The organism is Pseudomonas sp. IPO3749, assembly GCF_013386605.1.
Classification (GTDB): Bacteria; Pseudomonadota; Gammaproteobacteria; order Pseudomonadales; family Pseudomonadaceae; genus Aquipseudomonas; species Aquipseudomonas azotoformans_A.
The window spans coordinates 109,547-122,337 of record NZ_JACARN010000043.1 but is presented as its reverse complement, the minus strand read 5'-3'; the positions used below and the strand labels follow the sequence as shown (position 1 = coordinate 122,337).

Below are 12,791 nucleotides of genomic sequence, written 5' to 3'. Positions count from 1 at the left end.
ATAACACCCAAGCAATTTGAGTCGAAAGGCCAGATTGCGGTGTGTGAAGACGATAGAACCGAAAGTTCGAATCTCACAAAACACCGAAAGCTGTCACATACCCAATTTGCTGAAGCGAGGCACATGCCGCGACTCAGTACCCGAATTTCTTGACGACCATAGAGCATTGGAACCACCTGATCCCATCCCGAACTCAGCAGTGAAACGATGCATCGCCGATGGTAGTGTGGGGTTTCCCCATGTGAGAGTAGGTCATCGTCAAGATTAAATTCCGAAACCCCATTTGCGAAAGCAGATGGGGTTTTGTTTTGGGCGGGCGAAAAGTGCATTGAAGATAGATAGGTTACATCGCTTAAAAATCTTTCTCCTTGATCAACTCTATCAACGCCCTCAAACCCGCCGGTACATGACGCCTTCCTGGATAGTAGAGCCGCAACTTGTCAAACGACGGCGTCCAGTCTTCAAGCACACGCACCAAGCGTCCTGCTGCGAGATCCGCCGCGGCATTCCACTCAGTTAGATAAACCAGGCCAACCCCAGCTCGGGCCGCCTCAAGCATCAGAGTAGGGTTATCAAGCGTCAGTGGCCCTTGTACGTCCACAGTTATAGCTTCACCGTGTCGTTCAAACTCCCACCGATAAATAGTGCCGCTCGGCATGCGGCTGCGAATGCAATCATGTGCGCTCAAATCCAAAGGGGTCTGCGGGGTAGGATGTTCAGCAAAATAGGCCGGACTTCCCAGCACGGCAAAGCGCTGTCGAGGGCTGATATCCACGGCAACCATGTCCAGTGGAATGCTATCGCCCAAGCGAATCCCTGCATCAAACCCTTGAGCGACAATATCAACCAGGCGACCCTCGGTGACGATATCCAGCTTCATCTGTGGATGGCGTCGCAGGTATTCGAGCAACAGTGGCATCACTTGTTTGGCCGCACCAGCCGATGTGTTCAGCCGTAAAGTACCGGTTGGGTCCGCCTGGCGATTACCGGCTTGTTCCAACGCAATCCGGATCGTCGAGAGGGCGGGCGTAATTGTGCTGACAAACTCCGCCCCTACCTCCGACAACGACACACTGCGTGTCGTCCGATTGAACAAGCGCACTCCCATTCGCGCTTCAAGCGCAGCAATCGAGTGGCTCAGGGCAGATGTCGACACATCCAGCTCAGTCGCCGCAGCGCGGAAACTCCGATGGCGTGCTACCGCCAGCACTGCTTCCAGTTCATTCAGCCCGGATGTGTTCATTGTCCTGGATCACTCATCAGCTCATGCCATTTTGTACGGATTATTAGGCCAATCATAGTGGCTTACCGTAGGGCATACCAACTGAGTGTTTTCGGAGAACCTATGCACCAGATCAATGAAATCTACATCAATGGCCAGTTTGTCACGCCCCACGGCGAGGAGCTGTTCGACCTCTTCAACCCGGCGACCGCCCAGCCCATCGGGCAAGTCAGGTTGGCCGACGAGCAAGACGCACACGCCGCCATCAAAGCCGCAAAGCAGGCCTTTCCTGAGTTCTCGCGCACGCCCAAAGCTACGCGCGTCGCTCATCTCAAACGCATGCATGCCGCGGTCGCGGGCGTGGAAGCCGAACTCACCCAAGCCATCATCGAAGAGTACGGCGCACCGGTTTCCCGTGCGGTCTGGATGGCCAAACATGCAGCCAGCGTCCTACTGGATGCTGCGCGTGTGCTGCAGGACTATGACTTCACTCGGCGCATCGGTATCGCTGAAGTGATCATGCAACCCTTGGGCGTCGCTGGGCTTATCACGCCCTGGAACAGCAACGCTGGCTTCATCTGCGGTAAGCTGGCCGCCGCCCTCGCTGCCGGTTGTACGGCCGTGATCAAGCCCAGCGAAATGAGCGCCTTGCAAACCTCAGTCGTTACCCGCGCGCTTCATCAAGCCGGATTACCCGCCGGAGTCTTCAATATCGTGACAGGGCGTGGCGAAACCGTTGGTGCCGTTCTCAGTACGCACGCTGACATTGCCAAGGTCTCGTTCACTGGCTCCACGGCAGTAGGTAAACACATCCTGCGTGCGGGCGCTGAAACCCTGAAACGGATCACCCTCGAACTGGGTGGGAAGTCGCCTGTATTGGTTCTCGATGATACCGATTTGAAAAAAGCCATCCCCATGGCGCTTCAGGCAGGCTTCATGAACAGCGGGCAGGCCTGTATCGCGGCCACCCGAATCCTCGTACCTGCTCATCGTTTGGCTGAGGTGGAGCGGTTGATCATCAAGGAAGTTGCCAACATCCGTGCAGGCGACCCGCAGGACCCGAACACCAGTGTCGGTCCCATGGTCAGCCTCAAGCAATGGCAGAGGGTTCAGGCCTATATCCAGATGGGTGTCGAAGAGGGCGCTCACCTACTGGCGGGGGGGCCGGGTCTACCCGACGAATGCACGGCCGGTTGGTACATCAAACCCACTGTCTTCAGCCGCGTGACGAACCAGATGACCATTGCTCGCGAAGAAATCTTCGGCCCAGTGCTTTCGGTTATCACCTACAAAGATGAAGCAGAAGCCCTGGCCATCGCCAACGACACGCCCTATGGCCTTCAGGCTTATATTCTGTCCACCGATGTAAAGAAAGCTCACACCCTGGCCTCTCAAATCGACGCTGGTCGCGTGCTGATCAACACCCTGGCCCACGAACCCCTTGCGCCTTTTGGCGGTTTTAAACAATCCGGCATCGGTCGTGAATACGGTACTTTCGGTCTGGAGGCTTTTCTGGAGCCAAAATCCATCCTCTCTTAACCCTCAAAACCTGCCGTTGGGGAAATCGATGCAAAGTGTTTCTGCATTTTTGGTATGGTGCAGCACATTTTCACAGGGATTGATCTTTCATCCGCAGGACGCGGCGTCGACCTTCTTCAACGAGATGCTGTAGAAATGCCTGAACCGATACCGATCAAAGATCACGAAAAAGAGAACCGCCTGGTCAACAAGCGCTTGCTCGCCTGCGCACTGTTGGTGATCGGCATCACCTGTGCGCTGGTAGGGCGCATGTACTTCCTGCAGGTCGTACAGTTCGACTATCACTCGACGATTTCCGAAAACAACCGTGTCCACGTTTTGCCGATTACCCCGACGCGCGGGTTGATCTATGACCGTAACGGCGTGGTACTGGCCGACAACCGCCCCAGCTACAACCTGACCATCACTCGCGAGCGCACCACCGACCTCAAGGGCGAGCTGGACGCCATTGTCAGTTTGCTGCACTTGCCGGCTGAAGACCGCGCGGTCTTCGACAAGGCGCTGAAGCAGGCACGCCATCCTTTCGTCCCTGTGACCTTGTTTTACGAGCTGACCGAAGAGCAGATCGCGCTACTGGCCGTGAACGAGTTCCGCCTCCCAGGCGTAGACGTAGAACCGCAGTTCGTCCGCCATTACCCGTTGGGCGCTCACTTTGCGCACTCCATCGGTTACGTAGGCCGGATCAACGAGAAAGAATCCAAAGCCCTCGACTCCGTGGAGTACCGCGGTACGCAGTCCATCGGCAAGACCGGTATCGAGCGCTTTTACGAATCGGAGCTGCATGGCCACGTCGGCTATGAGGAAGTCGAGACCAATGCGCAGGGCCGCGTACTGCGCGTACTCAAGCACACCGACCCGATTCCCGGCAAAAACATCGTGCTGAGCCTCGACGTGCACCTCCAGGAAGCCGCGGAAGAAGCCTTGGGCGATCGCCGTGGCTCGGTGGTTGCACTGGACCCGCAAACCGGCGAAGTTCTCGCCATGGTCAGCAAACCCAGTTTCGATCCGAACTTGTTTGTCACCGGTATCAGCTTCAAGGAATACGCTGCACTGCACGATTCCATCGACCGGCCGCTGTTCAACCGTGTGCTACGGGGTCTCTACGCGCCAGGCTCGACGATCAAACCGGAAGTCGCCATCGCCGGTCTCGACAGTGGTGTTGTTACTGCACAAACCCGCGTGTTCGACCCTGGTTACTACCAACTGCCGGATTTTGACCATAAATACCGCAACTGGAACCACAGCGGTGACGGCTGGGTAGATATGGACGCGGCCATCATGCGCTCCAACGACACCTACTTTTACGACCTTGCACACAAGCTGGGTATCGATCGCTTGCACGACTATCTGGCTGAGTTCGGCCTTGGCCAGAAAGTCTCATTGGACATGTTCGAAGAATCAGCCGGCCTGATGCCTTCTCAGGCCTGGAAGCGCGCCACGCGCCGCCAACCTTGGTTCCCGGGTGAAACCGTGATTCTCGGCATTGGCCAGGGCTACATGCAGGTCACGCCACTGCAACTGGCCCAGGCCACCGCACTGATTGCCAACAAAGGCGTGTGGAACCGACCGCACCTGGCCAAGACCATCAACGGCGTGCCGCCGGTGGATGAAAACCCGATGCCGAACGTGGTCCTCAAGGACCCCCGTGATTGGGAACAGGTCAATCACGGCATGCAACTGGTGATGCACGACCCACGCGGCATTGCCCGTGCTGCCGCACAAGGCGCGCAATACCGCATTGCCGGCAAGAGTGGTACGGCGCAAGTGGTGGCGATCAAGCAGGGCGAGCGTTACAACCGTGAGAAGACCCTCGAACGCCATCGCGACAACGCCCTGTTCGTCGGCTTCGCGCCAGCGGAACACCCGAAGATCGTGATTTCGGTGATGATCGAAAACGGTGAGGCCGGCGGCCGCGTGGCGGGTCCGGTGGTGCGCCAGATCATGGACGCCTGGCTGCTCGACCAGCAAGGCCATCTGAAACCCCAATATGCGACGCCAGCCAAAGCGCCCGGTGATCCCAAGGTTTGATTCAGGTCATCCACTCATCCCACTGGTCTACGCCTTCGTAGGCCAGCCAAGGCACATCATGGGTGGTCCAGATGTGCGCGGTAGGCCTGACCCCCGGATCATCGTCCAGCGTCGCCACCCGCACAATGACGTGGGGTTGATGCCCACGCTCCGCCATCAGGTGTGAGCCGCAGCGCGAGCAGAAATGTCGGTGTTTACCCGGCGAAGACTCGAAGGGCGCTAATAACTCGATGCCCTGGGTCCAGCGAAAGTGTTCACGCATCACGCCGGCCGTCGCGACAAAGGCCGCCGCATGCACCTTGCGGCAGCTGTCGCAATGGCAGTGGCTGATAGGCATATCCAAGCTGTCTAACTGGTACCGCACAGCCTTGCAGAAACAACTGCCATTGAGTGGTTGGGTCATCACACGTCACCTCAGAGGAGAGGAGACAATCTACCTTTTGCCACCACGCGGCGCATAGCCATTGCCTTTGTTCCGCCAAGTGGACGTTCTGAAGCAAGTCGCAACACCAATGCGTGGCCGAAAGGTTGCGCATTGTTCGATGTCGCCTACTGTCAATGGAGGAGGTGACTTATGCACGTATTGGATCGAATCGAACGAAAAGTCCTGCTCAACGCGTCACGTAAACAGGTCTGGGAAGCCCTCACCGATGCCGAGCAATTCGGCCGGTGGTTTGGTATCGCACTCGACGGCAAAACCTTCACAGCCGGGCAAAGCATCGAAGCGCCGATCACGTATCCCGGTTACGAACATGTGATCTGGAAGGCCAGGATCGAACGCATCCTGCCGCAAACCCTGTTCTCATTCTGGTGGCATCCCTTCGCGGTCGAGGAGGGTGTCGACTACGACCAGGAAACCCCAACCTTGGTGGAGTTCACGATTGAGGATCGGGCGCCGGGCATTCTGCTGCGGGTGGTCGAATCCGGGTTCGATGCCGTGCCTGAGGCACGACGGCAGAAGGCCTTCAAAATGAATTCCCGTGGCTGGGACGAACAGATGGGCAACATCGAAAACTACTTGAGCCGGGCCCGTCAGGCTTGAGGGTAGCGGGCATCATCAGTGATGCCCGCCTTTCACCGGTCTCAGCTTTCGTGAGCGGTGGTGATCTCCAGGGTGTCGGTGTAAGTCACCACCACACTCTGCCCGACCTTGAGGTCTTTGAGGCCGGCGCGGATTTCCGGTTTCTCAACGTTCAACACCTTCGTCGCACCGGCTGGATTCTCCAGGGTGACCTGGTTTTTCTTCAGGTCGATATGGGTGATCTTCAGCTGCACCTGAACCTGGCGGAAGGCCGCGCCACCTGGGTTCGGGTTGTCGGCGGTGGCGCGGATCACGCCGGTTTTTTCGCTGGCGTCCGGTGCGCCCTTGTCCACGTCGGTGTCCAGCACGGCCGCGACCGAATGGGTGGTCAATACCTTGACCTGGTCGCCGACCTTGAGATTGCCCAGGTCCTTGGCGGCATCGGTGAGCTGCACATGCACCTCACGGCCCTCGGCACCCGCAAGCACGACTTGATGCTTGGCGGCATCTACCGCCAGCACCTTGGTGGTGACTTCATCGGCTTCAAGGGATTTGGACAGCGGGATATCGGCGGCATGGGCCACCAGGTGGCCGGCAGACAGCAGGGTGGCCAGGGCGATTGCCTGGCGCAGGGAACGAGTTAACTTCATTGTCAGGACTTCCATGTGAGAGGAGCCCTGAGTCTAGTGGTGAGCCGGCGATGCGCAAATCTGCCGGCTCACGTTGTTGCCGTCCTGTTAGAAGTCCACGCTGGCCGACAGCTTGGCGACGCGCGGATCGCCTTGGCTCAGGAAACCGCCCTGGGCCGATTCCCAGTACTTCTCGTTGGCGACGTTCTCCACGGTGGCGCCGAGGGTGACATCACGCTGGGCCACCTTGAAGTTGTAGCGCGCGCCGATATCGAAACGGTTCCAGGCTGGCAGGCTCAGGTTGTTGGCGGCGTCGGCGTACTGCCCACCGGTGCGCAGCATGCGGCCGTTGAGGGTCACGCCTTGCAGGCCGGGCACATCCCAATCCACGCCGGCATTGAGCTGGAACGAAGGCACGCCGATGGCGCGGTTACCATCGTTGGCGCCGTTTTGCGTGTCCTTGAGTTCGGTCTTCATCACCGTCACACCGCCCAGCAGGCGCAGGCCGCTGACCGGTTCGCCGAAGACGTTCAGTTCCACGCCTTTGTTGATTTGCAGGCCTTCGCGGACATAACGCGCTGTCGTTGCATCGATGACCTGAACGTAACCGGCCCCCGGTTGTTCGATACGGTAAACACCCAGTGTTGCCCCATAGGTGCCCATGTCGACTTTCACGCCCGCTTCAATCTGCTTGGAGCGCGCTGGCGCAAACACCTCGCCACCGCCGATGATGGTCCGGTTGCCCGAGTTGACGGGGGAGGTCGGGCCTTGGGCCAACCCTTCGATGCGGTTGGCATAGAAGGACACGTGCTCCCACGGCTTGAAGACCAGGCCGTAGACCGGCGTGGTGATCGACTCGTCGTAGTTGGCCGTGCGGGTGCCGCTCATATAGTTGTAACCCTGCACGACAATCTGCTGGCGGCGTGCACCGACCGTCACCAACAGGCGGTCATCGAAGAACCCCAGCGTGTCGGACACCGCCGTACTGCGCACAAAGGTCTTGGCGGTAATGGTCGGGTCGCTGAAATCCGTGCCTGGCGTATTGCGTGGGTTGTTCAAGGTGGGCGGCGCGCCAGTGACCGGGTCGTAGATATTGGTGGGGGTCGCTGTCGATGAGGCGTTGAACACATAGGCGTTGCGCGCCTGGGTCCAGATACCGGCCAAACCGAAGTTGAGACGGTGACTGACAGCGCCGGTCTGGAACTTGCCATTCAGGCCGCCCATGGCGCTGCGGTTGTCCTCTTCGTGGGCAATGGTCGAACGGCTTGCCAGGGCGTTGCCGCTGTTGTCAGTCAGGGTGACAGATGAATACTGCCCCATTTCCCGGGTGTGCTTGGCACCGGCCGCCGCATAGGCCGTCCAGTTATCATTCAAGTCATACTCGGCGCGCAGCATCCCCAGGGTGTCCTCAAGGTTGGTACTGCTCCAGCTCGGCGCGTAGTTGGTGTCGGCCGACGGTGCATCCGGGACATGGGTGGCGGTGCCCAAAAAGACCGAGTTGCGCCCGCCGTTGATGCGCTGCTTTTGGTACACAAAGTCACTCGACAGGCGCAACGCATCGCCACGGTAGTCCAGGCCGACGGCAAACAGCTTCGAGCGTTGGTTTTCATCGTCGATGCCGGTATCGCCTTCGCGCTGTGACAGGTTCACCCGTGCGCCAAAACGATTGTCCTCACCGAAACGCTGGCCAATATCCAAGTGTTCGCCCACCCGGCCATCACTGCTGATATCGGTGCTGAACCGACGCAGCGGCACGTCATCGGCGCGCTTGGGTTGCAGGTTCACACCGCCGCCGATCCCCGAACCGCCGGGCGTCACGCCGTTGATGAAGGCGTTCGGGCCCTTGAACACTTCCACGCGCTCCAAGGCGTCGGTGGAGAGGATCTGGCGCGGCAGGATGCCGTACAAGCCGTTGAAGGAAATGTCGTCGCCATTCAGTGGCAGGCCACGGATCATGAAGGTCTGCGCCTGGTTGGCAAACCCCGACGCCTGGCGTACGGACGAGTCGTTGAGCAGCACATCGCCGACGGTTTCGGCCTGCTGGTCGCGAATCAGTTTCTCGGTGTAGGAGGCCATGCTGAACGGCACGTCCATGATGTCCTGGTTGCCCAGCACACCCAATTGACCACCGCGTGCCACTTGGCCACCCGCATATACAGGGGGCAGTGCGCTTGGCGCGGGGGCATCGGCGTTGATGTTGGTGGCGCCCAGTTCCAGCGTGTTGCCTTCCTGGCCGGTGTTCGCATCCTGCGGGGTGGCTGGGGTTGCAGCGTGAGCGCTGAGGCTCAGGGAGCAGCACAGGGCGAGCAGGGTTGGGCGCAACGGCACGGCGAATGGGGCGGGCATGGGCGATCCTGACGGCTAACCGTCATGTGTGAGGAAAAGGGCAACGGCGTTGCGCGTCCTCACTGCGCGGATACGACTCCGGCGCGAATGATAGTAATTATTATTAACGTCACGCAACAAATTTTTACTCACACGGTCTGCGTGCATGGATGCCGAGTAGAATCACGCCCTGAAAGCGATTCCTGAGGTGCGGTACGGTGGATTTACAGCAGGGTTTTGTCCTGACCCGGCATTGGCGCGATACCCCGGCGGGCACGGAGGTCAGCTTCTGGCTGGCCACCGACCAGGGCCCGAGATTTGTCCGCCTACCCGTGCAGACCTCGGTGATGTTCATTCCCGAGGCCCATCGCAAGCCGCTGGATTGGCTGCTCAAGGGCGAGCGCGACATCGAGCTGCGCCCCTTGCAGCTGTGCGATTTCCATCACCGCCCCGTCCTCGGCCTGTACACCCGCCAGCACCGCCAGGCGATGGACGTGGAAAAACGCCTGCGCGCGGCGGGCGTCGACGTCTACGAAGGCGACGTGCGCCCGCCCGAACGCTACATGATGGAGCGTTTCATCACTGCCCCAGTGTGGTTCGGCGGCACAGCCGACGCCAGCGACGTACTGTGCGACGCACAGATGAAACCCGCGCCCGACTACCGTCCGCCGCTGAAACTGGTGTCCCTCGACATCGAGACCACCGCCCAGGGCGATCTCTATTCCATCGCCCTCGAAGGCTGCGGCGAGCGCCAGGTGTACATGCTTGGCCCGCCGAACAAAACCGACGCCGTGGACTTCAAGCTCGACTATTGCGACACCCGTGCCCAACTACTCGAACGCCTCAACCAATGGCTGGCGCTGCACGACCCCGATGCGATCATCGGCTGGAACGTGGTGCAGTTCGACCTGCGCGTGCTGCACGAACATGCCCAGCGCCTCAATGTGCCGCTCATGCTCGGCCGGGGCGAAGAACCGATGGCCTGGCGCGAGCACGGTAGCCGCAATCATTACTTTGCCGCCGCAGCGGGGCGCTTGATCATCGATGGCATCGAAGCCCTGCGTTCGGCCACCTGGAGCTTTGAATCCTTCAGCCTGGAGAACGTCGCGCAAACGCTGCTGGGCGAAGGCAAGGACATCTCCACGCCGTACCAGCGCATGGACGAGATCAACCGCATGTTCGCCGAGGACAAGCCCGCCCTGGCGCGCTACAACCTCAAGGACTGCGAGCTGGTCACGCGGATTTTCGAGAAGACCGAACTGCTCAAGTTCCTGCTGGAGCGCGCCAGCGTCACCGGCTTGCCGGCCGACCGCAGCGGCGGCTCCGTCGCCGCGTTCACCCATTTGTACATGCCGTTGATGCATCGCCAGGGCTTCGTCGCGCCGAACCTGGGCGACAAACCGCCCCAGGCCAGCCCCGGCGGATTTGTCATGGACTCACGCCCTGGGCTTTACGAATCGGTGTTGGTGCTCGACTACAAAAGCCTCTACCCGTCGATCATCCGCAGTTTCCTGATCGACCCGGTGGGTCTCATCGAAGGCCTCAAGTACCCCGACGACAGTGACTCGGTAGAAGGCTTTCGCGGCGCACGGTTTTCCCGCACCCGGCATTGCTTGCCGTCCATCGTCGCGCGGGTTTCCGAAGGCCGCGAAGAGGCCAAGCGCGAACACAACGCGCCGCTGTCCCAGGCCTTGAAAATCATCATGAACGCCTTCTACGGCGTACTCGGCTCCAGCGGCTGCCGCTTCTTCGATACACGCCTGGCTTCGTCGATCACGATGCGTGGCCACCAGATCATGCGCCAGACCCGCGAACTGGTCGAAGCACAAGGCTATGAGGTGATCTACGGCGACACCGACTCCACCTTCGTGTGGCTCGGCAGCGCGCATTCCCAAAAGGATGCCAGCCGTATCGGCCAAGCCTTGGTACAGCACGTCAACGATTGGTGGCGCGAGCACCTGCTCACCGCGTTCGGCCTGCAAAGCGCTTTGGAGTTGCAGTACGAAACCCACTTCACGCGGTTCCTCATGCCGACCATCCGTGGTGCGGAGGAGGGCAGCAAGAAACGCTATGCCGGCCTGGTGGTGCGCAGCGATGGCAGCGAAGACATGGTCTATAAAGGCCTGGAAACCGTGCGCAGCGACTGGTCGCCCCTGGCCCGTCGCTTCCAGCAGGAACTCTACCAACGCATCTTCCATCGCCAGCCGCATCAGGACTACATCCGCGACTACGTGCGCCGTACCCTCAGCGGCGAATTCGATGAATTGCTGATCTACCGCAAACGCCTGCGCCGCCGGCTGGACGACTACGAGCGCAACGTGCCGCCCCATGTGCGCGCCGCGCGTCTGGCCGATGAGTACAACGACCGCCTGAACCGCCCGCGCCAGTACCAGCGCGGTGGCTGGATCAGCTACGTGATCAGCGTCAACGGCCCGGAACCGCTGGAAGTGCGGCAAGCGCCCATCGATTACGACCACTACGTCACCCGGCAATTACAACCGGTGGCGGATGCGATCCTGCCGTTCGTGAATGACGATTTCAGTACCCTGGTGGGCGGTCAGATGGGCCTGTTTTAAAACGCTTGATTCGTCAGGGTGGCAGCCTGCACTCTCTGTCTCTGATGACCACCCAGACGGCGCTGCCACCATGACCCTGATCACACTGACCGGCACCACGGTCGAACTCCTGCCCCTGCAAAGGGAACACAGGGCTGCCTTGCTCGACGCCGCCGCCGATGGCGAATTGTGGAACCTGAAGGTCACTAACGTACCGGGCCCGGACACGGTTGATAAATACATCGACACCGCCCTGGCGGGGCGTGACGCCGGTAGCGTGATCCCGTTCACCCTGGTGCGTCGTGAAGACGGCCAAGTGGTCGGCAGTACGCGGTTCTGGAAGGTCGACCGGGTCAATCGCAAGTTGGAAATCGGCCATACCTGGCTGGCGCTGTCCACGCAGAAAAGCGCGATCAACACCGAAGCCAAGCTGCTGTTGCTGACCTACGCGTTCGAAGTGCTCGACTGCGTGCGCGTGCAATTCACCACCGATGAGCTCAACGAAAAGTCCCGCGCCGCGATCCTGCGCCTCGGCGCTGTGCAGGAAGGTATCGTGCGCCACGAGCGCATCATGCCCGACGGGCGCAAGCGCAACTCGGTGCGCTTCAGCATCATCGATTCGGAATGGCCGCAGGTGAAGGCGAACTTGCAGGCCAAACTGCACCGTTAGGAGGAAAAGCCCATGTACACGCTGTATGGCATCGACGAATCCGGCTCTTGCATGATCGAAATCGCCCTGCAACGCTGTGCAGTGCCGTGGCGACGGGTGGACGCGGCCTCCTGGGCGGAGGGTGAGGGCAGTGATGAGCTGGCCCGGATCAACCCGCTCAAACAGGTGCCCACCCTGGTCACCGCCGATGGCCAAGTGTTGACCGAAAGTGCCGCGATCCTGATCCACCTGGGCCTGGAATATCCCGCCTCGGACTTGCTGGCCGGTAACCGTGCGCAGATCATCCGCGGTCTGGTGTACATCGCGGCCAATTGCTACTCGGCCATCGGCATCATCGACTACCCGCAACGCTGGCTCGGCAACGTCAACGAAACCGTGCAGGCGCAATTGGTGGCGGGCACCCGGCGTTACCTGCATCAGGCCTGGGTGATGTTCGCCGATCAGTTCGACGAGCAACTGTTTGCGCCCAACGGCGTGCCGAATGCGTTGGGCCTCATGGCGGCAGCGGTGTCGCGCTGGGATGAAGCGCGAGAGGCATTGAACGGCCTGGCGCCGGGCTTTGCCCAGAGCCTGGCGCAGGTGGATGCCGACCCCATCGTCGCCCCCGTATTTGCTCGGCATTGGCCCGAGTGGAAGGTCTCATGATGTTTCCGAAATCAGTGGAAACAATGACACTTGAGCCTACCAAACCCTTGCGTAGCGGGCGTCCTGTCCTACGCTTTCTTAAAGTGGTGTAGGAATCATCCTTGAATTTGACTGTCGCAGACATGAAACTCAAGAACCCTGCATGGAATACAAAGGA

10 protein-coding genes and 1 rRNA gene are annotated in these 12,791 nt (G+C 60.0%); 7 read left to right on the top strand and 4 right to left on the bottom strand.

From position 1 onward, the window contains the following. Nucleotides 1–148 precede the first annotated feature (148 nt). A 5S ribosomal RNA gene (gene rrf, locus HX812_RS18390) occupies nucleotides 149–264 on the top strand. Between the two features lie 88 nt (nucleotides 265–352). Here rrf and HX812_RS18385 read toward each other — a convergent pair. Continuing rightward, entirely contained in the window at nucleotides 353–1,243 is an 891-nt protein-coding gene (locus HX812_RS18385; RefSeq protein ID WP_038845049.1) for a LysR family transcriptional regulator, read from the bottom strand. A gap of 102 nt (nucleotides 1,244–1,345) precedes the next feature. Here HX812_RS18385 and HX812_RS18380 point away from each other — a divergent pair, with 102 nt between their 5' ends. After that, on the top strand, nucleotides 1,346–2,761 hold the full coding sequence (locus HX812_RS18380; RefSeq protein WP_038845047.1) for an aldehyde dehydrogenase family protein: 1,416 nt from the start codon (nucleotides 1,346–1,348) through the stop codon (nucleotides 2,759–2,761). Between the two features lie 135 nt (nucleotides 2,762–2,896). Continuing rightward, a complete protein-coding gene (mrdA, locus tag HX812_RS18375) occupies nucleotides 2,897–4,789 on the top strand; it encodes a penicillin-binding protein 2 (protein ID WP_038845046.1) in 1,893 nt (630 codons plus the stop codon). Nucleotide 4,790: 1 nt separating this feature from the next. Here the strand turns inward: mrdA and HX812_RS18370 are convergent, their stop codons facing one another. Further along, nucleotides 4,791–5,192, bottom strand: a complete 402-nt coding sequence (locus HX812_RS18370; RefSeq protein ID WP_038845044.1) for a GFA family protein — start codon at nucleotides 5,190–5,192, stop codon at nucleotides 4,791–4,793. A 171-nt stretch (nucleotides 5,193–5,363) separates the two neighbouring features. Here HX812_RS18370 and HX812_RS18365 point away from each other — a divergent pair, with 171 nt between their 5' ends. Continuing rightward, nucleotides 5,364–5,831 (top strand): SRPBCC family protein, encoded by a 468-nt coding sequence (locus HX812_RS18365; RefSeq protein WP_038845043.1) that lies wholly within the window; start codon nucleotides 5,364–5,366, stop codon nucleotides 5,829–5,831. A 41-nt stretch (nucleotides 5,832–5,872) separates the two neighbouring features. Here HX812_RS18365 and HX812_RS18360 read toward each other — a convergent pair whose 3' ends face one another. Both HX812_RS18360 and HX812_RS18355 read right to left on the bottom strand, forming a co-directional pair. Continuing rightward, nucleotides 5,873–6,460, bottom strand: a complete 588-nt coding sequence (locus HX812_RS18360) for a hypothetical protein (protein ID WP_038845042.1) — start codon at nucleotides 6,458–6,460, stop codon at nucleotides 5,873–5,875. A gap of 87 nt (nucleotides 6,461–6,547) precedes the next feature. Continuing rightward, nucleotides 6,548–8,785 carry a TonB-dependent siderophore receptor gene (locus HX812_RS18355; RefSeq protein ID WP_038845040.1) on the bottom strand — a complete coding sequence of 746 codons (2,238 nt, stop codon included), beginning with the start codon at nucleotides 8,783–8,785 and terminating at the stop codon, nucleotides 6,548–6,550. 197 nt (nucleotides 8,786–8,982) lie between these two features. On the opposite strand from HX812_RS18355, the gene HX812_RS18350 reads away from it, so the two are divergent. The 3 genes from HX812_RS18350 to HX812_RS18340 all read left to right on the top strand — a co-directional run bounded on the left by HX812_RS18350 (nucleotide 8,983) and on the right by HX812_RS18340 (nucleotide 12,634). Continuing rightward, complete coding sequence (locus tag HX812_RS18350) at nucleotides 8,983–11,340, top strand: DNA polymerase II (protein ID WP_038845039.1); 2,358 nt, start codon at nucleotides 8,983–8,985, stop codon at nucleotides 11,338–11,340. A gap of 70 nt (nucleotides 11,341–11,410) precedes the next feature. After that, entirely contained in the window at nucleotides 11,411–11,989 is a 579-nt protein-coding gene (locus HX812_RS18345; protein WP_038845037.1) for a GNAT family N-acetyltransferase, read from the top strand. Between the two features lie 12 nt (nucleotides 11,990–12,001). Beyond that, complete coding sequence (locus tag HX812_RS18340) at nucleotides 12,002–12,634, top strand: glutathione S-transferase (protein WP_038845036.1); 633 nt, start codon at nucleotides 12,002–12,004, stop codon at nucleotides 12,632–12,634. The last annotated feature ends 157 nt before the right edge of the window (nucleotides 12,635–12,791 follow it).